The sequence below is a fragment of the Caballeronia sp. BCC1704 genome (genome assembly GCF_902833455.1).
Taxonomy (GTDB): Bacteria; Pseudomonadota; Gammaproteobacteria; order Burkholderiales; family Burkholderiaceae; genus Caballeronia.
On record NZ_CADFFT010000005.1, the window covers coordinates 175149 to 197950 of the forward strand.

Genomic DNA, 22802 nt, shown 5'->3' on the forward strand with positions numbered 1-22802 from the left:
TCATTCGGCTTCGCGCATGTCCATCACCACGAAGCCGCTCGCCTCTTCCTTTGCCGCGCGCTTCGCGACAGCGGCCGTCGCGCTGACGTGCGCGCTGCCGCGCGCCGTGCCCGGCGCCACGCGCACCGCGCCCGCCGAAAACCGCACGAAGCCGAAAAACGCGGGCCGCGCGAACCGGTCTTCGCCGTGAATGCCGCCGGCGAGCCGTTCTTCCGGCGAGTAGAAGCGCATCACGAGTTCGTCGAACGCGTGCATGGCGCGCGTGACGCGCTCGCGCCAGTCGTCGCTTTGAAACAGCAGCAAGAAGTCGTCGCCGCCGATATGGCCGAGAAAATCGCGCGTCGGCTCGCAGACCGAGGCGAGCGCGTTCGCGGCCGCCTTCAGCACTTCGTCGCCTTGCCAATAGCCGTAGCGGTCATTGAAGGGCTTGAAGTGGTCGAGATCGAAGTAACAGGCGACAAAGGCCGAGCCGTTCGCAATCAACCTGTCGATATGCGAATTGAGCGGCACGTTGCCCGGCAAGAACGTGAGCGGGTTCGCATAGCGCGCCGCTTCCACGCGCACTTCGGTGACGGCGCGCACCATGCTCGCGCCGGTCGCGAGCCCCGCATAACGCCCGTTCTCCGTGACGATGAAGCCGTCCGACAGATCGTGCGGATCATCGTTCGTGAAAAGCCGGGCGATCTCTTCGAGCGTGGAGCCGCGTTCGACGATCAGCGGCGCGAGATGCGCGAACTGCATGCACGGCCGCTTGCCGAACACTTCGCGGTGATACGGCAGCGCGTACTGATCCATGAAGGCGCGCCGATTGATGAGGCCGACCGGACGGCCGTCGTCAAGAATCGCCACCGCATGCAGCGACGGCCGCTCGTTGAAAAGGCGCGCGACGTCGTCGTTGCGCGACTTGACGGTAAGCGTCGGCGCTTCGACAAGCATGCGTTCGAGCAGCACGGCGTTCATGTCGGCGGTCGCGCCCGTGCGCGTGCGGGCCGGATAGACCGCAATTTGCGCCGAGCGCAACGCGCGCGCGACGGCATCCGGCACGCGCGCGCTCGGCGTCGCGGCGGGCTTGCCGAGCAGGAAACCCTGCGCGCAGGCAATGCCGAGATCGCGCACGATCTCCAGATCGGCTTCGCTTTCGATGCCTTCCGCGATCAGCAGCGCGCCGCTCGCGTTCGCGAACGCGACCATCGCCTTGACGGCTTCGAACTTGAGCGGGTCACGCGCGATGTCGGAGACGAAGAAGCGGTCGATCTTCACGTAGTGCGGGGCGAGCCGCACCCACAGATTCATCGAGGCATTGGCGCTGCCGTAGTCGTCGAGCGCGAACTGTGGACCCGACGCCCGCAGCGCGCGCACGGTCGCGCCGAAGCGCTCGGCGTCCGCAATCACGCTTTGTTCGGTCAGTTCGATGACGAGCCGCTTGGCATCCAGACCGCTGTCGCCGGCCAGATAGCCGGGCGTTTCGCGTTCGCCGAGCGCGGCCTCGATGGCCGCTGCGCTGAAGTTGATGAACAGCAGGCCGCTGCGCGCGAGTCGCGCGAACGCGGCGATGCAGACGCGCGCCGCCGCGTGCTCCAGCATGACGCCGCGCTGCTCGCGCGTCGCCTGCTCGAAGAGCACGGCGGGCGATTCCTGCGCGCTGCCGGCCGGCCCGCGAATGAGACCTTCATAGCCGATGACCTCGCCGTCCGCGAAGCGCACGATCGGCTGGAACACGGCCGTCAGCGCATTGGACGCGATGAGTTCTTCGATGCTGGGACACGATGCTTCATTGGCGCAGAGGCTGGCGGACATGGGCCTTTCGATGAGCGGGCTATCGTCCTTGGTAACGGTTCACGTTTCATCAACTTGAATGAAGCTTTCATGAAGCGATGCACCGCCCGGGTGCGCCCATGTCCTTACTGCGCTGCCTAGCGCGCGCGGCGGGCGCGCACGGCCGTGGCGAGCAGTTCGAGCACGGGCTCGGTTTGCGTCCAGCCGAGGCAAGCATCCGTGATCGAGACGCCGTGCCTGAGCGGCACGCCCGGCTTCAGGTCCTGCCGCCCTTCTTCAAGATGGCTCTCGATCATCACGCCCGTGATGCGCTTCTCGCCCGCCGACAGTTGACGCGCGATGTCCTGCGCCACATCCACCTGACGCAGATGCGACTTGTTCGAGTTCGCATGCGAGCAGTCGATCATCACCTGTTCGCGCTGGCCGAGCGCGGCGAGCGCGGCGCAACTCGCGGCCACGCTCTCGGCATCGTAATTCGGGCCTTTCTTGCCGCCGCGCAGAATCACATGGCAGTCGTCGTTGCCGCGCGTTTCGAAGATCGCGGCCATGCCCATCTTCGTCATGCCCATGAACGCATGGCTGGCCCGCGCCGCGACGATGGCATCCGCCGCGACCTGCACGCCGCCGTCGGTGCCGTTCTTAAAGCCGATCGGACACGACAGACCCGACGCAAGCTGCCGATGGCTCTGGCTTTCCGTCGTGCGCGCGCCGATAGCGCCCCACGCGATCAGGTCCGCGATGTATTGCGGACTCAGCAGGTCGAGGAACTCGGTCGCCGTGGGCAGGCCGAGGCCGCTCACTTCGAGCAGAAGCTCGCGCGCCCGTCGCAGTCCTTCGTTGATGCGAAAGCTGCCGTCCAGACGGGGATCGTTGATATAGCCTTTCCAGCCGACCGTCGTGCGCGGCTTCTCGAAGTACACGCGCATGACGATGCAGAGGTCGTCGGAAAGGCGCTCGGCGACGGTCTTGAGACGCCGCGCGTAGTCCATCGCCTGACCGTGGTCGTGAATCGAGCACGGGCCGACCACGACCACGAGGCGGTCATCGCGGCCGTGCAGGATGTCGGCAATCGCGGCGCGGCTCCCCTCGACGAGCGTCTGCACGGCGGGCGTGACCGGCAGTTCGTCGAGCAGGAGCGCGGGCGAGATCAGCGGACGCACCGCGCCGATGCGCGTGTCGTCGATGCGGGTAGTGTCGTGCGTGGAGTCGGCCACGCCGGCTTCCTGGTCGCGGGCGGGATTGTCGATGCGGCTCAATGTAGGCTCCGTCATGCGTTATCTAAGCGTGATATGCGTGCGCGATGCGGTATTCGCGCGCGATTGCAGTCTTTCGTTGCAAGGTTCGATTATCGCATTGATGACGACGCGCGCGAACGCGAGCCGCGATCGGTGCGTATGATGATGTTTCATCCAGGGAGAACACCATGCGAATCGAAACGTCGTTTCTCTTCGACCTCGACGGCACGCTCGTCGACAGCGTGTATCAGCACGTGCTGGCTTGGAAGGAAGCGCTGGATGCGGAAGGCATCGACCTGTCGGTGTGGCGCATCCATCGCAAGATCGGCATGAGCGGCGGGCTCTTCACCAACCAGTTGCTGCGCGAGACGCACGGCGAAATCAGCGCGGAACGGGTCGACCATCTGCGCCGGCTGCATGCCGAGGCGTATCAGCGCCTGCGCGCGCAGGTCTGCCCGCTGCCGGGCGCGCGCGAACTGCTCGCCGCGCTGACCGAAGCCGGCACGCGCTGGGCCATCGCGACGAGCGGCCGCATGGAAACCGCGGCGGTGAATCTGGAGGCGCTCGGCGTGGATGCGTCGAAGCAGGTCGTCGTCACGCGCGACGACGTGAAGTACGCGAAGCCCGATCCCGATCTGTTCATCGCCGCAGCGGAGCGGCTGAACGTGCCGATCGAGCATACGGTCGTCGTCGGCGACAGCATCTGGGACATGCTCGCCGCGCGCCGCTGCCGCTCGCTCAGCGTCGGGCTGCTGTCGGGCGGTTATGGCAGCGACGAGCTTGAACGCGCCGGCGCGCTGCGCGTCTACGAAGACCCGGCGGACCTGCTCGCCCATCTGGACGAGGTGGCCGCACGGCCGTAGGCATAGACATAGCCGCGTCGTCGAAAAACCGGGGAAGCCGTGCGAGAATCTTGCGGCCACAGGACCGTCTCGCCCATGCCTTCTTCGATTCGCAATTCGCTCGTCTGGGTCTTCGAACCGTTCGAGCGCGACGCCACGTATATCCGCAAACGCATGTTCGGATGCGACGCCGCTTATCTCGACGGCATGCTGTGTCTCGTCGCGGCGGACCGCGAGAAGCCGTGGAACGGCTTGCTGGTGTGCACGTCGCAGGAACGGCACGCCGCGCTCGTCGATGCCATCCCCGCGCTCAAACCGCATCCCGTGCTCGGCAAATGGCTCTACGTGGCGCAGGAACATCCGGACTTCGAGACGGTAGCGCAACACCTGACGGCACTCGTTCTCGCGCGCGATCCGCGCATCGGCGTGGAGCCGAAGCCGCGCAGGTCGCGCAGCAAGCGCAAGCCCTAAGACGTCGAACCGACATGACCACTTCTCTCGCCGCGCGCAGCGGCCACCTTCCGCTCGCGAGCATCGGCTGCATTCTTGCGTCGATGTTCTGCTTCGCCATCGTCGATGCGCTCGCGAAGATCGTCGCGCTACAGTATCCGGCCAACGAAGTGACGTTCTTCCGCATGCTGTTCGGCCTCATGCCCGCGTTCGCGATGTGCTGCACCGGCACGCGGTCTCTCGGCGAACGCATCCGGACGCTGGACCTCAAAGGCCAGACCGTGCGCGCGCTGACGCTGCTCGGCGCGTCGGCATTCTTCTTCGCGGGGCTGCCGTACATGCCGCTCGGCGAAGCCGTCGCGATTGCTTATTCGGAGACGTTGATCGTGGTCGTGCTCGCGCCTTTCCTGCTGCGCGAAAAGATGACGGCGCGCGGCGCCTGCGCCGCGTTCGCGGGCTTCGTCGGCGTGCTGCTCGTGGTGCGTCCCGGCGGCGGCGAAACGCACTGGCTCGGCCCGCTATTGCTGCTGTGCTGTGCTTTGTTCGGCGCGCTGTCGCTCATTCAGATCAAGCGGATTCGCGCCACGGACGATTCACGCACCACGGTCTTTTTCTTCTCGGCTGTCGGCACGGTCGTGACCGGCTGCACGCTCGCGTTCGAGTGGAAGACGCCGACGCTGCACGCGCTCGGCGTCATGGCGCTGATCGGCGTGTTCGCCACCGCGGGACAACTGCTGTGCACGGTCGCGTATCGCCGCGCGGATGCGGGCGCGCTGGCGCCGTTCAACTACACGAGCATCGTGTGGGCCGCGTTGTTCGGCTATGCGGTGTGGGGAGAAGTCATCGCGCCGCTGTCCCTCGCGGGCATCGTGTTGATCGTCGGCAGCGCGATCGTCGTCGCGTGGCAGCGCAAGTTGCCCGACGGCCCCAACGCATGAAGCGCCCTTCAAGACAAGCGCGGCGAAGCACGAACGGCCGGGCACGGGCAAATTCGCAACAGCGTCACATGGACATGGCACGCTGTCTTTTTGCGCAGGTACACTGCCGAGCGCAGTTCCGTAGTTCTCCATGTGACCTGTGACGTGCGATGCCGGCAAACGACCGTTCGCCGCTCCGCCGTCCACCACTTTTATTCTGCGAGCTTCCGATGAAAACTGCCGTTAAAAAAACTCTCGTTCTGTTCGTGCTCGCGGCGTTCGCTGCGCCTACGCTGTCGTTCGCTGCGGCCGAATACCCGGCCAACCAGAAGCGCCCCGCTTACAGCAAGACGCATAAGCATCACAAACATCACAAGAAATCGGCGGAGTAAGCCGGAGTCAAGCAAGCGCTGAGCGAGGCGGCCGCTGATCACGTAGATCAGCGGCCGCTTTCGTTTTTAGCCCGCATCGCCCGAACTGATCACCGACTGCATGCTCGTCAGAAGCCTGCGCAAATAGCGAAGCAGTCCGACCACATCGCCGAACGCGATAAAGCCTTCTTGCGCGCCTTCGTCCATCAAAGGCTTGCCGTCGAGTGTCTTGTCGATGATGAGACCGCCGTACGCCGCATGCGGCATGTACTCGTTCTCGGCGATATGAAAGCGGTTCCCGTTCACCGCCGCATCGCGCAGACGCATGAGGAACTGTACTTCGGCCGTACGCGAATTCGACAGCCGGTGTACGTCGAAGAAATCCGCCACCGCGAGAATCGCGTTCGTGCAGGGCACGTGCAGCGCGAAGGCCATGCGCGCTCGCGCGTCGTCGAATGTCGGCCACGCGGGAAGATCGTCGGACAGCTCGTGCTTCATCGACATGCCGTCTTCGCTGTGCGTGTGCGCTTCCGGCCGCGCATGGCGATGCGCGAGCACCCGCGCGACGGCGCTTAAGTCCGGCGCGCGCTCGCCATGATCTATCCAGTCGGCGAGCAGGCCGGCGTGCGTGTAGAGCGTCATCAATTGCGCGTCGATGAACGCGACACCGAGCCTGCAAGGGTCATGATGTGCCGTATCGGGCATGGTCGTCTCCGGTTTTTGATGCCGGAGACGCAAAATCCGCACCCGCGCCCGGCGCGTCAGAACAGGTTGCGCAGTCCGACCGATACGCCCGTCTGGTTCGACCGGCCTGGCAGTTCGACCACGCCCGCGCCCGTGACCTTGTTGAAGTCCACGGTGCCATACACTTCCGTGCGCTTGGAAAGCGCGTACTCCGCGAGCGCGACGCCCGTGTAGCGATTGCCGCTGCCCGTCGCGCCGCCGCCGATCGCCGCGTTCTTCATGTGGTCATAGTAGAACGCGCCGGTGAGCAAGAGCGCGGGCGTCACTTGCCACGTCACGCCGCCGAATGGGCCGTCGTCGCGGCGCCCGGACCCCTTGAGAATATCAACGCCCGCGACCAGATTGCGCTGCGCGAGCACGCTGTCCACGAAGCCGGTGTCATCGGTCGAATGCAGATAGCCGACGTACACCTTCGCCGGTCCGATGGCATAGACCACGTTGGCGTTCCAGATCTTCTGCTTGTTGCTGGCGTTGTCGCTGTTCTGCTGATAGCCGCCGTCGATGGAAAGCGGCCCGACCGTGTACGACGCCGTGAAGCCGTACATGTTGCCCGCGCCCATATGACCCGGCACCTGACCCGAGAAGCCGCCCGCGCCCGTCGCCGTGGAGTTGGTGCCGAACGAGTACATCGCGCCGAGCGTGAGGCCGCCGAACGTGCCGGTGTACTTCACGGCGTTGTCCGCATAGAGGCCCGCGCCGAGCGCCACCGGCAGCCATGCGTTCTCGAAGTAGTTGCCGACGGTGAGCGGGTCGTAGACATCGCCGAGCATGTCGAAGAGCGGCGTCTTCTGGCGGCCGAGCGTCACCGCGCCGTACTGGTTCGCAAGGCCCACGTAGGCCGCGCGGTTGAATTGGCGCTGGCTGTCCGAGTACTGACCGTTTTGCAGTTCCACGCCGCTTTCCAGCCGGAACACCGCCTTCAGGCCGCCGCCCAGTTCTTCGGTGCCTTTGAGGCCGAAGCGGCTATTGGTGACGGCGCCGTTGGTCATGAACACCTTGCCGTCGTTGTTGGCGTTGGCGTTCGTGAGATAGCGCACGCTGACGTCGGCGACGCCGTAGAGCGTGACCGAGCTTTGCGCGAAAGCGGACTGGCAGGCCAGTGCAATGGCCGATGCGGCGAACGCGCTTGCCGCGCGCGAGGTGATCGTCTTCATGGGTGTCTTCTGCGTCTATTTCTATCGATGTGATGCGCTCGTTTTCGGCGCATAGCCAGCGCGCGCTTCGAAAAAAAGCACGCGGACTTTTATCACACCAGATATCGCAGTGCACGTGGCCTCGCAAGCAAGCCCGGTCTTTGTGGTGTTTTACGCAACACTCGAGGCGCGGACTCAGGCTCGCACGGCTTGCGTCGTGCCCGACGGCGGAGCATCGAGGAAGCCTTCGCTCATCTCCTGCTCGAAGCGCGCGGGACTGCCCTCCCAGACGATGCGCGCATGCTCCAGCACATACACGCGGTCCGCATGCGGCAGCGCGAAGGTCACGTTCTGCTCGCCGAGCAGCACGGTAATGGGCGTGGTCTTTTGCAGCTTGTCGAGCGCCTTAGATAGCTGCTCCAGAATCACGGGCGCAAGACCGAGCGTCGGTTCGTCGAGAATGAGGAGCTTCGGCTGCATCATCAGCGCGCGTGCGATGGCGAGCATCTGCTGCTCGCCGCCGGACAGCGTGCGCGCCGTTTGCGCCTGTCGCGATTCGAGAATCGGAAAGAGCTCGAAGAGCCACGCGAGTTGCTCGTCGCGCGCCGTGTTCGCCAGATGATAGCCGCCGAGATCGAGGTTCTCGCGCACGGTCATGTCGCCGAAAAGCTCGCGCGTTTCCGGACATTGCACGATGCCCGCCCGCGCGATCGCCGCGCCGCTCATGCCTTTGAGCGGCTGTCCGCCGAAGCGGATGGTCCCGCTCGAAGGCACGAGCCCGCAGATCGCGTTGAAGAGCGTGGTCTTGCCCGCGCCGTTCAGGCCGACCACCGACACGAACTCGCCTTCGCGCACATGAAGACTCACGCCGTCGAGCGCGCGCGCCTTGCCGTAAAGCACGCCCACGTCCTCGACTTCGAGAATCGGCGCCTTCGTGCTCGATACGTCCGCCGTGCGTTCGCGCGCTTCGATCTTGCCGCCGAGGTAGACGCGCCGCACGGTCTCGTTGCGCATCACGTCGGCGGCCGAGCCTTCCGCGACGTACTCGCCGAGATACATGGCGAGCACGCGATCCGCGAGCGCCGCGAGACTCTTCACGTTGTGATCGACGAGCAGCACCGCGCGCCCTTCCGCGCGAAAACCGCGAATCAGCTCGGAAAACGCCTGCGATTCCGCTTGCGTGAGACCGGCGAAAGGCTCATCGACGAGCACGACTTTCGGATCGCGCGCAATCGCCTTCGCCATTTCCATGCGGCGCAGATCGGCAAACGGCAGCGTCGCGGGATGACGATGCATCACCGCGCCCAGGCCGACGCGCTCGGCAATCTCTCGCGCGCGCGTGTTGACGTGCGGGTCGGCCGCGAGCTTGAGCAGCGAATCCGGCAAGAGCGCGAGCTTGATGTGCTCCAGCACCGTCTGGCGATGCAGCGGCCGCGAATGCTGAAACACGATGCCGACGCCCGCCCTTGCGATGCGATGCGGCAGCCACCCGGCCATCTCGACGCCGCCGACTTTCACCGATCCCGCATTGGGACGCTCGATGCCCATGATGAGCTTCATCACGGTCGACTTGCCCGAGCCGTTCGGCCCGATCAGGCCGAGTATCTCGCCGGGACGGATGTCGAAGCCGATGTCTTTCACCGCTACCAATCCGCCGAAGCGCTTGGTAAGCCCGCGCACGGAAAGCAAAGGCGTGTCGTTCATTCGCGCTCCCTCACGCGCAGCAGGTTGCCAAGCAGTCCGTCCGGAAAGAACAGAATGACCGCGAGCGCCACGGCCGCGACCACGAACGTGTTGATCTGCCCGAGCGGACGCAGGAACTCACCCGCGACGATCAGGAAGATGGAGCCGAGCACCGCGCCGAGTATCGTGCGCCGGCCGCCCAGGACGGCCGCGATGATGATCTGCACGCCCACGCCGAGATCGACCACCGTGCTCACGGATGCCGTGCCCTGATAGAACACGAGCATCGCGCCCGCGACGCCCGAGAACACCGCGCTGATGCAAAACGCCGCGAGCTTATGCTTCGTCACGTTGAAGCCGAGCGCCTGCGCGCCGACGGTGTCCTGTCCGCTCGCTTGCAAGATCAAGCCGATCGCCGAACGCGACAAGCCGAACAAAAGAATCGCACACACGATGAGGAACGCGAGCGCGATCCAGTAGTTGTGGTTCGCATCGACGGACATTACATCGGGCACCATCATGCCGATCTCGCCGCCCGTGAGACCCGCGAAAATGACGATCGCGTTCTGCAGCAGCAACACGGCCACCAGCGTGACGAGCCCGAAGTAAGGACCGCGCAGGCGCAGCGCAGGCACCGCGAGCAGCAGCCCGCCGATCAGCGCGACGACGCCGCCCGCGATCACGCATACGGGAATCGGCGCGCTGAAGTGCGCGTTGAGCATCGCGGCGGAATACGCGCCGAGGCCGATCAGGAACGTCGGACCGAAGTTGACTTCGCCTGCGAAGCCGAACAGCAGATCCCACGACATCGCGAAGACGCCGAAGTAATACGCGACCGTCAGCACGCCGAGAATGTAGCCGGACAGCCACCACGGCAAAGTCGTCGCGATGACGGCGAGCAGCACCGCGGCCCATAGCACGGGCGAACGGAACAGGCGATTGACGTTGTTCATGTGCGTGGCTCCGGTCAACGCCGCCCGAGGAAGCCTTGCGGCCGCACATAGACGACCAGCACCAGCAGCAGCAACGCGGGCAAGGGCCGCAGCGTCGGCGCAATCAGATAAGCCGTGACCGTCTCCAGATAGCCGACGACATACGCCGCCATGAGCGACCCCGACACGCTGCCGAGCCCGCCCAGCACCACGATGGAAAACGCGCTCGCCGTGAGCTGCCCCGTGTTGTTCGTGCTCACGCCGAGAAACGACGCGAGCAGCACGCCCGCGATGCCCGCCAGCACGCCGTAGATGGTCCACGCGAGCAGATAGATGCGCGACAGTTCGAAGCCGAGCAGCGTGAGGCCGCGTGGGTTCATCGACGCGGCGAGCAGCGCCTTGCCCGCCCGCGTGCGATTGACGAAGAGCCACAGTAGACTGATCACGACCCAGCACACCACGGCGATCATGATCTCGTTGTAGGGCACGCGCACGCCCGCGATGCTCAGCACGCCGCCGATGAGCGGGCGCATGGTGATCGGGTTGTCGGTGAAGAGATACGCCATGCCCTGCTGAATCATGATGCCCCAGAGCAGCGTGCCGGTAAGCACGAAGATTTCCTTTTCTTCGCGCGGTATGGCGGCGGAACGCTGAATGGGCCGCACCACCATCAGATAGGTGATGTACGCGGCGACCATGCCGCATGCGACGCCGAGCAGCGTGCCGAGATAGGTGCCGAGGCCCGCCTCGCCGGCGAACATCCAGCCGAGCAGCGCGGCGACGAGCATCACGCCGCCGTGCGCGAGATTGAGCACGCCGGACACGCCGAAGATGAGCGTGAAGCCTATCGCGCCGAGCGCATAGAGCGAGCTGATGGCGAAACCGTCGATCAGAATCTGCAGTGGCAGCATATCCGGCCTTCGATGTGAACACGCGTATCGATGCGGGCGTTCGTCTCATGCGAAGCGCCCGCGCGCCATGCATCCGGCAATGCCCTACTTCGCCGCCTGCTGCACCTTGACGAAAGCCGGGAACTTGACCTTCGCGTTGGCGATGGACGCCGGCCAGATTGCCACTTGCTTGCCGTCCTGCCATTGCAGGTTGATGCCGGTGATATAGCCCGGACCGTACTTCAGCGCATGCGTGAACTGATCGTTCTTGCCGTAGAACTGCCAGCGCCCGATGGTGCCCACGTAGTCCGTCTTTTCGAGCGCATCGACCATCTTGTCGGGATCGGTGGAACCCTGATTGCGATGGATCGCATCCGCGAGGATGTACACGAGGTCGTAGCTTGTGAAGCCGTCATACGCGGGCGACACGCCGAACTTCTTCTGATACGCATCGACGAACGGCACCGTCTTCGGCGTCACGGCGACGCCCGGCGCGGCCGCCGATGCGGTGATCACGCCTTCGGTCGCGCCATTGGTGTCCTTCCAGAAGCTTGTCGTGGTGGCTTGCGAGCTTTGGCCCGTCATCGGAATGGGCACTTGCTGGTCGTGCCATTGCACGGTGGGCTGCACGCCGACGTGGCTGATGCCGGTCGTGATCGTATCGGGATGCTTCGCCTCGATCTGGTTGAAGATCGGCGTGAAGTCCGACGTATCCGGATTGAAGCGGATGTGGTCCAGCACCTGAAGCCCCGCCTTCGGCAGACACTCCAGATAGCGTTCGTCGAGCGGCTTGGTCCACGCGGCGTCCTCGCTCATCACGACAGTCGTCTTCATCTTGAACTGGCCGACGAGGATATCGTGCGAGAAGTCGCAGATGGACTGCGCGATGAACGCGGAGGTCATCCAGCCGTGGAACGTGTACTTGTAGTGCTCGTAGTCGTCGTGGACGTGCTTCGATATGTCGTTGCTCGCCGCGCCCGGCGTGATGAACGGCATCTTGAGGCGGGCGGACCACGGCTCCATCGCGAGCGCGACTTCGCTGATATAGCTGCCGATGATCGCCACCACCTTGTCCTGATTCGCCGCGCGCTGGAACGCGCGCACGCCATCCGACGCGGAAGAGTGGTCGTCATAGGCGACGATTTCGATCTTGCGGCCATCCACGCCGCCGTGCGCGTTGATCTCGTCGGCGGCCATCTGCGCGGACTTGCTGATGGACGCTCCCGCCACCGACGATTCCTCGCTGATCACGCCAATCTTCAGCGGCTCTCCCGCCGCATGAGCCGTGGCGATCAAGCCCAGGCTCGTCATCATGGCGCCGGTCGCCATGAAACCATGCAGTCGCCACGTCTTGCACCTGGACATGTCTCGTCTCCTTGTCGTCCAGAGCCGGCGCTCGAACGCGCTCTCTCTGGCCATGCAGGAACTGCGCTTTGATCGTTATGGACCGACGCCATCCGCCGACGTTTTCCGCATACGTGCAGCTGTTAAGGATGTGCGCACAACAGTAGCATTCGCTCAATAGGCGCTGAATCAGTAGTTACGATAGACAGGACTAGGGCATGTCATGCTGCAAAGCGGCAAAGCACAGCGCGTCATCGTTAGACGCTATGCTTGTCGATAACGAATACTTCGACGGAGGCAATGTCCGATGCTGACCATCTGGGGCCGAGCGAATTCGGTCAACGTGCAGAAGGTGCTGTGGTGCTGCGACGAGTTGAGTCTCGACTATGAGCGCATCGACGCGGGCATGCAGTTCGGCCGCAATCACGAGCCCGCCTATCTGGCGATGAACCCGACGGGCCGCATACCCACGCTCGTCGATGGCGACTTCGTGCTGTGGGAATCGAATTCGATCATCCGCTATCTGGTCATGCAATATGGCCGCGACGATGCGCTCTATCCCGCCGATCCCAAGGTCAGGGCGAGCGTGGACCGCTGGCTCGACTGGACGCTCTCCACGCTGCAACCCGCTGAACGCCCGGTTTTCTGGGGCTATGTTCGAACGCCCGAAGCCAAGCGCCACGTCAAGCAGCTCGAAGCCGACGCAATGGAAGTGGAAAAGCTCTGGCGCATGCTCGATGCGCATCTGAAAGGCCGCGACTACCTCGAAGGCGGCACCTTCACGCTGGCCGATCTCGTCGTCGCGGCGTATGCGCGGCGCTGGTACGGCATCGCGGAACTCGCGCGGCCGTCGCTGCCCGACCTCGAACGCTGGTATGCGCGGCAGTCGGCGCGCGCGGGCTTTCAGCGCTATGTCGCGCACGAATTGACCTGACTGCGAATTACACCCTTGGACCGTACCGCCATGACTATCGAACTGCATACGTGGAACACGCCGAACGGACGCAAGATCAGCGTCGCGCTCGAAGAAATGCAGCTGCCCTATACGGTCAGAACCGTGAACATCACGAAGGGCGAGCAGCATGCGCCCGACTTTCTGCGCATCAGCCCGAACAATCGCATTCCCGCCATCGTCGATCCCGAAGGTCCCGATGGTTCCGATCCTCAGCCTATCAGCGTGTTCGAATCGGGCGCGATCCTGCTGTATCTCGGCGAGAAGACCGGCAAGTTCCTGCCCGCGAGCCTCCGCGAACGCGTGCCCGTGCTCGAATGGCTGATGTGGCAGATGGGCGGCTTCGGCCCGATGCCGGGACAGGTGCATCACTTTCGCATGGTCGAAGCGGAAAGCGACCGGCGCTATGGGCTCAAACGCTATTCCGACGAAACGCGCCGCTTGTACGGCGTGCTCGACAAGCGGCTCGGCGAAGTGGAGTACGTCGCGGGCGCGCTGTCCGTAGCCGACTTCGCGATACTCGGCTGGGCGTGGCGGCACGAGCGGCATCAAGTCTCGCTCGACGATTACCCCAACGTGAAGCGTTGGTACGAAGCGCTGTTCGCACGTCCGGGCGTGCAGCGCGGCTTCGAAGTGAAGCTCGACGATCTGGCTTGATAACCGCCGTATCCGCACGAGGACGACGATCATGAACGCCGGCAAATTCGACGAAGGCCTTCCCAAGACCGCCGCCAACTATGCGGCGCTGACGCCGCTCACGTTCATCGAACGCGCGGCTTGCGTCTATCCGACGCGGCTCGCCGTCGTGCATGGCGACGTGCGTCGCACATGGGCCGAGACCTACGCGCGCACGCGACGTCTCGCGTCGGCGTTGGCTTCGCGCGGCATCGGCTTGGGCGATACGGTCGCGGCCATGCTGCCGAACACGCCCGAGATGGTCGAAGCGCACTTCGGCGTGCCGATGACGGGCGCCGTGCTCAACACGCTCAACACGCGCCTCGATGCCGCGACGCTCGCCTTCATGCTGACGCACGGCGAAGCGAAGGCGATCATCGTGGATCGCGAGTTTTCGGCGGTCGTGAAGAAGGCGCTCGCAAACGTACCGCAGCCGCTGATCGTGATCGATGTAGATGACCCGCAGTACACCGGCGAAGGCGAACGCATCGGCGAGATCGACTATGAGACGCTGCTCGCGAGCGGCGATCCGGCGTATCAATGGTCGCCGCCATCGGACGAGTGGAACGCCATCTGCCTGAACTACACGTCGGGAACGACGGGCAATCCGAAAGGCGTCGTTTATCACCATCGCGGCGCATACGCGAATGCGGTGAGCAATATCCTCGAATGGGACATGCCGAAGCATGCGGTGTATCTGTGGACCTTGCCGATGTTCCATTGCAACGGATGGTGCTTTCCGTGGACGGTCGCCGCACGCGCGGGCGTCAACGTGTGTCTGCGCAAGATCGACGCGAAGACGATCTTCGATCTGATCCGCAGCGAGCGCGTCACGCATTATTGCGGCGCGCCTATCGTGCAGAACCTGCTCGTCAATGCGCCGGACGACATGAAGGCCGGCATCGCGCACAAGGTTCACGCGATGGTCGCGGGCGCCGCGCCGCCTGCCGCGATGATCGAAGGCATGGAGCGGCTCGGCTTCGAACTGACGCATGTGTATGGCCTCACGGAAGTCTACGGACCCGCGACCGTCTGCGCGCAACAAGCCGAATGGAGCATGCTCGATATCGGCGAACGCGCGCGGCTCAATGCGCGCCAAGGCGTGCGCTATCACTTGCAGGACGCGGTCAGCGTGCGCGATCCGCTGACGATGGAGCCGGTTCCCGCTGACGGCGAAAGCATCGGCGAGATCATGTTTCGCGGCAACATCACGATGAAAGGCTATCTGAAGAACGCGAGCGCGACGGAAGAAGCCTTTCGCGGCGGCTGGTTTCATTCCGGCGATCTTGCGGTCATGTATCCGGACGGTTACGTGCGAATCAAGGATCGCAGCAAGGACATCATCATCTCGGGCGGCGAGAACATATCGAGCATCGAAGTGGAGGACGCGCTTTATCGGCATCCGGCGGTGCTCGCCGTCGCGGTCGTCGCGAAACCGGATGCGCGCTGGGGCGAGACGCCCTGCGCATTCGTCGAACTGAAGGCCGGCGCAGAGGCGAGCGCCGAAGAACTGATCGCGCATTGCAAGACGCTGCTTGCCGGGTTCAAAGTGCCGCGCGCGATCGAGTTCTGCGAGTTGCCGAAGACATCGACCGGCAAGATTCAAAAGTTCGAACTGCGCAAGCGCGCGGGCTCGGTCGCGGCAATCGACGTTTGATGGAGAACACGCCATGAGCGATACGGAAGCACTGGTCCACGTCGAACATGACGCATACGGCGTAGAAGGCGCGGTGTCGGTCACGATGAACCGCCCCGCCGCGTTCAATGCGCTCTCCGAGTCCATGCTGGATGCATTGGACACCGAACTAAATGCGATCGCTCGATCCGATGCACGCGTGGTCGTCATCGCGGGCGCGGGGCGCGCGTTCTGCGCGGGCCACGACCTGAAGGAAATGCGCGCGACGCCGGCGCTTGCCTACTATCGCGAACTCTTCGCACGCTGCTCGCGCATGATGATGACGATTCAGCGCATGCCGCAGCCGGTCATCGCGCGAGTGCATGGCATCGCGACGGCGGCGGGCTGTCAGCTCGTCGCGATGTGCGATCTCGCCATTGCATCCGATGAAGCGCGCTTCGCGGTATCCGGCGTGAATCTGGGCCTGTTCTGCGCGACGCCGAGCGTGCCGCTTTCGCGCAACGTCTCGCGCAAAGCGGCGTTCGAGATGCTCGTCACCGGCGACTTCATCGATGCGCGGACCGCATGCGAGCGTGGCCTCGTGAATCGCGTCGCATCGCCGAATGAACTCGATGAGGCCGTGCGCGCGCTTGCAGCGAGCATCGCACGCAAGCCGCGCGAAGCCGTCGCGGCGGGCAAGCGGCTCTTCTACCGGCAGCTCGAAACGGGCATCGAAGCCGCGTACGCGCTCGCTGCCGAGACGATGGCCTGCAACATGATGGACGAGTCCGCGCTCGAAGGCACGCAAGCGTTCATCGAGAAGCGCCCGCCGCGATGGTGACGTCTCACGCGTGTCCACATGCGGGTTGGGGCAAACGCTTATGGCCGCCCGGTTCATATTGCAAAGCGCATCGCTCTTGTCTAACGTCATGCGCAGCCGTGACGGAATGTCGCGCCTATATGTCGTTCCATCGCATGTTTGCCGGAATGCATAGCGGTGCGTCGTACCGCGCACAGCCCACGACAAAGCAAAGACGAGCGCGCCACGCCAGATGTCTCGCGAGCGGCGCGCCACGGAGACCACGATGAACAGCACCATCAAGCAGGGGGCCGCGCACGGCCCGCATGGCTTCTTTTCCAAGGAAGCGACTATCGCCCGGCCCGGCTTCTCGCGCTGGATGGTGCCGCCCGCGGCGCTCGCCGTGCATCTCTGTATCGGGCAGGCGTATGCGTTCTCCGTCTTCAATGCGCCGTTGACGCGCGTGGTCGGCATCACGCAGTCCGCGCCCGACGACTGGTCGCTCACGACGCTCGGCTGGATCTTCTCGCTCGCCATCGTGTTTCTCGGGTTGTCGGCGGCGTTCGCGGGCAAGTGGCTGGAGAAAGTCGGCCCTCGCCGCACCATGTTCACCGCGGCCTGCTGCTTCGGCGGCGGCTTTCTCGTATCCGCGCTCGGCGTGTACCTGCATCAGATCGTGCTCCTCTATCTCGGCTATGGCGTGATCGGCGGCATCGGGCTGGGGCTCGGCTATGTGTCGCCTGTCTCGACGCTCATTCGCTGGTTCCCGGACCGGCGCGGCATGGCCACGGGCATGGCGATCATGGGCTTCGGCGGCGGCGCGATGATCGCCGCGCCCGGCTCCGTCGCCCTCATGAACTACTTTAAGAGCGCGACGAGCGTCGGCGTGGCCGAGACCTTCGTGGTGCTGGGCGTGCTCTATTTCATCTCGATGACCATCGGCGCGCTCGCGATTCGCATCCCGCCAGCGGACTGGAAGCCGGCCGGCTGGACGCCGCCTGCCACCGCGAACAAGATGATCACGAAGAACCACGTGCACATCGACCAGGCGCTCAAGACGCCGCAGTTCTATCTGCTGTGGCTCGTGCTCTTTCTGAACGTGACGGCGGGCATCGGCGTGCTTGGTCAAGCCTCCGTCATGATCCAGGAGAGCTTCAAGTCGTCGATCACGGCGGGCGCGGCGGCCGGCTTCGTCGGCCTGCTGTCGCTCTTCAACATGGGCGGACGCTTCGTGTGGGCGTCGGCGTCGGACTGGATCGGCCGCAAGAACACCTACTTCGTGTTCTTCGCGCTGGGCGCGGTGCTCTACTTCCTCGTGCCGCAGTTCGCGCAGGCCGGCAGCATCGCGCTATTCGTGCTCGCGTACGGCGTGATTCTCTCGATGTACGGCGGCGGCTTCGCCACGATTCCGGCCTACCTCGCGGACATGTTCGGCACGGCGTTCGTCGGCGGCATTCACGGGCGTCTGCTGACCGCGTGGGCAGCGGCGGGCATCGCGGGTCCGGTGCTCGTGAACTACATCCGCGCCTACGAAGTGGCACGCGGCGTCCCGAAGTCGGATGCTTACACGATGACCCTGCACATCATGGCGGCGCTGCTCGTGATCGGTTTCGTATGCAACCTTCTCATCAAGCGCGTGGACGAGAAACATCACATGGACACGGCGGCCACGGCCGGCTGAATCAACGAGACCCACAAGAAACGCACAAGGAGACCCGCATGAACGATCGATACGAGGGCGGCTCGTCGAACAAGGCGCTGTTGCTGCTTTTCTGGCTCTACGTGCTGATTCCGCTCGCGTGGGGCATCACGAACACGCTTTCTCAGGCCGTCAAACTCTTCAAGTGACGCGGCGGTCACGCGCCGGACGCCGCATTCCGGCGCGCGACTCGCGCCACGCCTCAACGGCCGCGCTGGCTTTGCCGGCTCAGGCTGCGTCGCGCGAGCGCGCTCAGGAAGAGCGTGCCCGCCACGAGTTCGACCAGATACACGCCTGCCATCATCCAGTCAGCTTCAGTCATCGTCGTTCTCCTTCGAAGTGAGGTCGCAGCGGCGCTGCGCAGAGTGTTGTACGTTTGCCGTTCTGGCAGGAATAACGGCAGGCGCGCGCGAAGGTTGAGCGGTGTTTCTTCGACCGGAGAAAATCGATCGCGCGTTCGCGAACCGCGCGTGCGGCGCGGCGCGAGTCGGCGTATCGTGCGAAATGCTTCATCGCCCTCCATCAACTCCGTTTGCTATGACCACCTCTCGCCGACACTTCCTGATTCTGACAACGGGCGCGGGCGCATCGCTCTGGCTCACGCGAGCCAGCGCCGACGCGCCGCACTTAAGCGAAACCGATCCCGCGGCCATTGCCGTCGGCTACAAGGAAGATGCCGCGAAGGTCGACAAGGCGAAGTACCCGAACTTCGCGGCGGATCAGGCGTGCGCGAACTGCTCGCTGTTTCAGGGCAAGTCCACCGATGCGTGGGGCGGCTGCACGCTGTTCAGCGCAAAGCTGGTGGCCGGGCGCGGGTGGTGTGCTTCTTATACGAATATGTGAGGGGCGGGTGGCGAACCGTCACCGCACCGAATACCCCACGAACCGCCACACCCTGTCCGGATCCAGCATAAACGTCACGACTTCGCGCGCCGACTGTCGCGCCTGGCTGAACTGCGTATCGAACGAAACGCTCATGAACCAGCCCGCGGGCATGTTGCCGGTGCCGTCGAAATGCAGGTGCTTCACGCCCATCGGCATGCGCATGCCGGGTGTGCCGAGCGCGGCGCGGTCGCGCGTGACCTTGCTCACGAAGTCCTCGCGGGAGATCACTTTCTTCGCGACGGCCGACCCCGCATCCCACACTTCGCCCGTCTTGTTCTGATCGATCATCTTCACGATGACATCGGCCATTTGCGCGATGTGCTGATCCTGCTTGTCGAGTCCCGCCTGTTGTTCGCGCGTCAGCGAGGGCGCGGGCTGCGCGTGCGAGAGCGCGGCCATCGACATCAGCGCCAACGCGGCAAGCCGCTTGTTCATCCGTGTTTTCATAGTGTGAGGATTACCTATTGATTTGAAGCAATTGTAGGTCGCGCTTTTATGAGACAGTCTGAAATTTAGCGTTTCGTCAGGCGTACTGGATGCTGCGATCACGCGCATCGTTAGAGCCGGACACATCGTTCGAAGGAGACACCGACATGCGACTGGTCGACTGGAACATGCAATGGGGACGCGGCGTGGACGGCCGCGTCGATGTGGCGAGGATCGTTGCGGAAGCGAAAGCGCTATGCGATTTCGACGTGCTCTGCCTGCAGGAAGTCACGCGCGGCTTTCACGAGGGCGAGCAGGCGGGCGGGCTAGCGGGAGGCCCTGGCGCGGATCAGTTCGCGGAACTGGCGAGCCTCATGCCGGGCGCGACGGTCATCGAAGGAATCGGCTCGGATTTGCCGCCCGTAGGCTCGGGCACCGCGCGCAGGCAGTTCGGCAACGCTATCGTGAGCCGCTTGCCGGTGCGGCAAGTGCTGCGTCATTCGCTGCCGTGGCCCGCCGATCCGGCGAAGCCGTCGATGCTGCGCGTGGCGCTCGAAGCGGTCATCGAAACGGATGTCGGGCCGCTGCGCGTCATCAGCACGCATCTGGAGTTCTACTCGGAGACGCAGCGTCTCGCGCAGGTCGCGCGGCTGCGTGAGTTGCATCGCGAGGCATGCGAGCATGCACGCCGCCCGGCGAAAGCCGAGACGCTGGCGAGCCCGTTCGCCGATACCGCGCGGCCCATGTCGGCGATCGTCTGCGGCGATTTCAACAGCGCCTACGAAGGCGCGGCGTATCGCGCGATGCTGGAGCCGATGACCGATGCGCCCTCTTTCGTCGATGCATGGTCTCACGCGCATCCGAACGAGCCGCGCGCCGCGACCGTCGGTCTCTACGATCACGAGCAATGGGCATGCGGTCCGTTCGCGTGCGACTTTATCTACGTGACCGAAGATCTTGCGCCGCGCATCGTGGGCTGCGAGGCGGATCAGCTGAGCCGGTCATCGGACCATCAGCCCATGTGGCTGGAACTGCGTTAGGGTGCGTCAGCCGCGCGCGAGGTACTTCTCGACGAGCTTGACCCAGTACGTCGATCCGAGCGTCAGGACTTCGTCGTTGAAGTCGTAGCTGCTGTTGTGCAGCATGCACGGGCCGATGCCGTGCCCGTGCTCGCGATGCCCGCCCAGTCCGTTACCGATGTATCCATAGCATCCGGGACGCTCCAGCAGCATGTACGAGAAGTCTTCCGCGCCCATCGTCGGATCGACGTTCGTGTTCACGTGGTCCGCGCCCGCGACTTCTTGCATCACCCCGAGCGCGAACTGCGTTTCCGCTTCCGTGTTCACGGTCGGCGGATAGTTGCGCACGAAGTTCACTTCGGCCTTGCATCGGTAGGCCGCCGCCGTTGCCGTCACGATCTCCTTCATGCGCGTCTCGATCAGGTCGAGCACGTCGACGGAGAACGTGCGCACCGTGCCCGCGAGCGTCGCGGTCGTCGGAATGGCATTCACCGCGTGGCCCGCTTCCATCTTCGTGATGCAGAGCACGGCGGCGTCGATGGGCCGCTTGTTGCGCGTGACGATGCTCTGCAAGCCCGTCCCGATCTGCAACGCGGTGAAGACGGGATCGATGCCATCGTGCGGAATCGCGGCATGCGCGCCCACGCCTTCGATGCGGATCTCGAACTCGTTGCTCGATGCCTGCGTCGCGCCCACACGCGCGCCGAAGTTGCCCGCGGCCATGCCGGGCCAGTTGTGCAGCGCAAAGACGGCATCGACGGGGAATTGCTTGAAGAGGCCATCGTCGATCATCGCTTTCGCGCCGCCGCCGCCTTCTTCCGCAGGCTGGAAGATGAAGACCACGGTGCCGTCGAAGTCGCGATGCTTCGCCAGATAGCGCGCCGCGCCGAGCAGCATCGCGGTGTGGCCGTCGTGGCCGCAGGCGTGCATCTTGTTCTCGTGCTTCGACGCATGCGCGAACGTGTTGAGTTCGGGAATCGGTAACGCGTCCATATCCGCGCGCAGACCGATCGCGCGCGGGCTCGTGCCCTTTCTCAACACGCCGACCACGCCCGTCTTGCCGAGCCCGCGCGTCACTTCGATATCCCAGCTTTCGAGCTTGCTCGCGACGAGATCGGCGGTGCGCGCTTCTTCGTAGCAAAGCTCGGGATGCGCGTGGATGTCGCGGCGAATAGCTTTGAGTTCGTCTTGCGCCTCGGCGATCTCGGGAATGATCGGCATGCTGTCCTCTTGCGTCGAATGAAGAATACGGCATTGTCGATGGCCGTAATTCACAGGGAAAGCTGATATTTCTTGTCCGTGACTTAAGCAAAAGTCATGGGTTGCGCGCGGTCTCTGCCACGTGCGAGCGCGCGCGAATGCTGTCCTGCACCACGCGCATGACAGCGTGCCGGTCGTGAATCTTGCGTTCCAGCATGCCGACGACGCGGCGCGGCGTGTTCTTCGCGAGGGGCAGCACGGCGAGCGCGGGATCGCTCGCCCACGAACCATATTCGAGCAACGGCACGACCGACACGCCCGCGCCTTGTCGCACGAGTTCGACGATCACTTCCAGCGAATTCAGTTCGAGAAACTCGTTCACCGCGAGCCGGTTGTGCCGCAGCGCGCGATCGATTAGCGCGCCGGTGCGTTGCGCGCGGTCGAAGCGCAAAACGGCGCGCTCGCGAGCAACTCCGCTGCGCTGGTGCGCTCGCTCGCCGACGAGCCGATGGCGACGAGCGGCTCGGAATAGAGCGGCGTCCAGCTTAGACTCGCGGGCGTCTTGCCCGCCATTTCGACGATCACCGCCGCGTCGATTTCGCCGGCTTCGACTTGCGGCGCGAGCGCGAGCGCCTTGCCGGTGAAAAGCCGCACCTCGAGCCGCGGGTACTGCCCTTTCAACTCCGTGACCACCGATGCGAGCGCGCCCATCGCCGAATCCACCGCGCCTATCGACACCGAGCCGGCGATTTCATCGTCGAGGCCGGTGAGACGCATGCTGTCGTACAGCGCGACGATCCGCTCCGCCTGCGGCAACACCTGCTTGCCGATGCTCGTCAGCCGGTTCGTGCGGCCGACGCGATCGAACAGCGGCCGCTTCAGGTCGTCTTCGAGCGACTGCATCTGCATGCTGACGGCCGCCTGCGTCAGCGCGACTTTCTCGGCGGCGGCGGCGAACGAGCCGTAGCGCGCCACGGCGATGAACGTGCGCAAAAAGCGAATGTTGCTCATGGCGATCTCGCTCCGTATCAGGGAAGCACCTGACGCCGTAATCAGGTTTCCTTGAGTGTCAGTTCAGAAATTCTATATTTTCTTATTTCAGCGAGGCGTACTCTTGAGTGGTCGTTTCAGCAGGTTGAAGCGGATGTCGTCGCACGAAGCCGGGAGCCACCGCGCTCTTTACCTCACACACTCGACCCCAAGCCACGGAGTCCA

The 22802-nt window shown here is 64.3% G+C and carries 23 protein-coding genes and 1 pseudogene; 12 read left to right on the forward strand and 12 right to left on the reverse strand.

All coding sequences use genetic code 11. The features are described from left to right. Together HWX53_RS23860 and HWX53_RS23865 are read right to left on the reverse strand one after the other, a co-directional pair. Positions 1-1797, reverse strand: coding sequence for a phosphodiesterase (locus tag HWX53_RS23860; RefSeq protein ID WP_175945553.1), 1797 nt, complete (start codon positions 1795-1797; stop codon positions 1-3). Positions 1798-1913: 116 nt separating this feature from the next. Continuing rightward, entirely contained in the window at positions 1914-3032 is a 1119-nt protein-coding gene (locus HWX53_RS23865; RefSeq protein WP_244140238.1) for a 3-deoxy-7-phosphoheptulonate synthase, read from the reverse strand. 167 nt (positions 3033-3199) lie between these two features. On the opposite strand from HWX53_RS23865, the gene HWX53_RS23870 reads away from it, so the two are divergent. The 4 genes from HWX53_RS23870 (at position 3200) to HWX53_RS23885 (ending at position 5612) form a co-directional block, all read left to right on the forward strand. Further along, entirely contained in the window at positions 3200-3874 is a 675-nt protein-coding gene (locus HWX53_RS23870; RefSeq protein ID WP_175945555.1) for an HAD family hydrolase, read from the forward strand. Positions 3875-3949: 75 nt separating this feature from the next. Next, positions 3950-4324, forward strand: a complete 375-nt coding sequence (locus tag HWX53_RS23875; RefSeq protein WP_175945557.1) for a hypothetical protein — start codon at positions 3950-3952, stop codon at positions 4322-4324. A 14-nt stretch (positions 4325-4338) separates the two neighbouring features. Next, a complete protein-coding gene (locus tag HWX53_RS23880) occupies positions 4339-5241 on the forward strand; it encodes a DMT family transporter (RefSeq protein ID WP_175945559.1) in 903 nt (300 codons plus the stop codon). A gap of 209 nt (positions 5242-5450) precedes the next feature. After that, positions 5451-5612: a hypothetical protein gene (locus tag HWX53_RS23885; protein WP_175945321.1), complete on the forward strand. Its 162-nt coding sequence runs from the start codon at positions 5451-5453 to the stop codon at positions 5610-5612. A 66-nt stretch (positions 5613-5678) separates the two neighbouring features. Here the strand turns inward: HWX53_RS23885 and HWX53_RS23890 are convergent, their stop codons facing one another. The 6 genes from HWX53_RS23890 to HWX53_RS23915 all read right to left on the reverse strand — a co-directional run bounded on the left by HWX53_RS23890 (position 5679) and on the right by HWX53_RS23915 (position 12338). Continuing rightward, positions 5679-6296, reverse strand: a complete 618-nt coding sequence (locus tag HWX53_RS23890; protein ID WP_175945561.1) for a hypothetical protein — start codon at positions 6294-6296, stop codon at positions 5679-5681. A 56-nt stretch (positions 6297-6352) separates the two neighbouring features. Further along, the gene (locus tag HWX53_RS23895; RefSeq protein WP_175945563.1) at positions 6353-7489 is read right to left on the reverse strand and encodes a porin; all 1137 of its coding nucleotides are present in this window, start codon (positions 7487-7489) and stop codon (positions 6353-6355) included. 174 nt (positions 7490-7663) lie between these two features. Continuing rightward, entirely contained in the window at positions 7664-9172 is a 1509-nt protein-coding gene (locus HWX53_RS23900; RefSeq protein WP_175945565.1) for an ATP-binding cassette domain-containing protein, read from the reverse strand. Next, a complete protein-coding gene (locus tag HWX53_RS23905; protein ID WP_241270127.1) occupies positions 9169-10104 on the reverse strand; it encodes a branched-chain amino acid ABC transporter permease in 936 nt (311 codons plus the stop codon). The genes HWX53_RS23900 and HWX53_RS23905 overlap by 4 nt, the downstream gene beginning before the upstream one ends. A gap of 14 nt (positions 10105-10118) precedes the next feature. After that, positions 10119-10994: a branched-chain amino acid ABC transporter permease gene (locus tag HWX53_RS23910; RefSeq protein ID WP_175945567.1), complete on the reverse strand. Its 876-nt coding sequence runs from the start codon at positions 10992-10994 to the stop codon at positions 10119-10121. 84 nt (positions 10995-11078) lie between these two features. After that, on the reverse strand, positions 11079-12338 hold the full coding sequence (locus HWX53_RS23915; RefSeq protein ID WP_175945569.1) for an ABC transporter substrate-binding protein: 1260 nt from the start codon (positions 12336-12338) through the stop codon (positions 11079-11081). A gap of 286 nt (positions 12339-12624) precedes the next feature. Here HWX53_RS23915 and HWX53_RS23920 point away from each other — a divergent pair, with 286 nt between their 5' ends. From HWX53_RS23920 to HWX53_RS23950, 7 genes are all read left to right on the forward strand, one after another. Continuing rightward, positions 12625-13251 (forward strand): glutathione S-transferase N-terminal domain-containing protein, encoded by a 627-nt coding sequence (locus HWX53_RS23920; RefSeq protein WP_175945571.1) that lies wholly within the window; start codon positions 12625-12627, stop codon positions 13249-13251. Between the two features lie 30 nt (positions 13252-13281). Continuing rightward, positions 13282-13926 (forward strand): glutathione S-transferase family protein, encoded by a 645-nt coding sequence (locus HWX53_RS23925; RefSeq protein ID WP_175945573.1) that lies wholly within the window; start codon positions 13282-13284, stop codon positions 13924-13926. Between the two features lie 31 nt (positions 13927-13957). Further along, a complete protein-coding gene (locus HWX53_RS23930) occupies positions 13958-15601 on the forward strand; it encodes an acyl-CoA synthetase (RefSeq protein WP_175945574.1) in 1644 nt (547 codons plus the stop codon). Between the two features lie 13 nt (positions 15602-15614). Further along, positions 15615-16400: an enoyl-CoA hydratase gene (locus HWX53_RS23935; RefSeq protein WP_175945576.1), complete on the forward strand. Its 786-nt coding sequence runs from the start codon at positions 15615-15617 to the stop codon at positions 16398-16400. 244 nt (positions 16401-16644) lie between these two features. Further along, positions 16645-18039: an OFA family MFS transporter gene (locus HWX53_RS23940; RefSeq protein WP_175945578.1), complete on the forward strand. Its 1395-nt coding sequence runs from the start codon at positions 16645-16647 to the stop codon at positions 18037-18039. A gap of 38 nt (positions 18040-18077) precedes the next feature. After that, positions 18078-18206 carry an oxalate:formate antiporter gene (locus HWX53_RS23945; RefSeq protein ID WP_175945581.1) on the forward strand — a complete coding sequence of 43 codons (129 nt, stop codon included), beginning with the start codon at positions 18078-18080 and terminating at the stop codon, positions 18204-18206. Positions 18207-18594: 388 nt separating this feature from the next. After that, complete coding sequence (locus tag HWX53_RS23950; RefSeq protein WP_175945583.1) at positions 18595-18900, forward strand: high-potential iron-sulfur protein; 306 nt, start codon at positions 18595-18597, stop codon at positions 18898-18900. 18 nt (positions 18901-18918) lie between these two features. Here the strand turns inward: HWX53_RS23950 and HWX53_RS23955 are convergent, their stop codons facing one another. Then, positions 18919-19377, reverse strand: coding sequence for a DUF4019 domain-containing protein (locus HWX53_RS23955; protein WP_244140239.1), 459 nt, complete (start codon positions 19375-19377; stop codon positions 18919-18921). A 158-nt stretch (positions 19378-19535) separates the two neighbouring features. Between HWX53_RS23955 and HWX53_RS23960 the strand changes: the two genes are divergently transcribed. Then, positions 19536-20408, forward strand: a complete 873-nt coding sequence (locus HWX53_RS23960) for an endonuclease/exonuclease/phosphatase family protein (protein ID WP_175945587.1) — start codon at positions 19536-19538, stop codon at positions 20406-20408. A gap of 6 nt (positions 20409-20414) precedes the next feature. Here the strand turns inward: HWX53_RS23960 and HWX53_RS23965 are convergent, their stop codons facing one another. The 3 genes and pseudogenes from HWX53_RS23965 to HWX53_RS27810 all read right to left on the reverse strand — a co-directional run. Further along, positions 20415-21608 (reverse strand): M20 aminoacylase family protein, encoded by a 1194-nt coding sequence (locus HWX53_RS23965; protein ID WP_175945589.1) that lies wholly within the window; start codon positions 21606-21608, stop codon positions 20415-20417. 94 nt (positions 21609-21702) lie between these two features. Further along, positions 21703-22131 carry a LysR substrate-binding domain-containing protein gene (locus tag HWX53_RS27805; protein ID WP_244140273.1) on the reverse strand — a complete coding sequence of 143 codons (429 nt, stop codon included), beginning with the start codon at positions 22129-22131 and terminating at the stop codon, positions 21703-21705. Next, positions 22131-22598: pseudogene (locus HWX53_RS27810) on the reverse strand (LysR family transcriptional regulator); the annotation flags it as partial. The pseudogene HWX53_RS27810 and the gene HWX53_RS27805, both read right to left, overlap by 1 nt. Positions 22599-22802 lie beyond the last annotated feature (204 nt).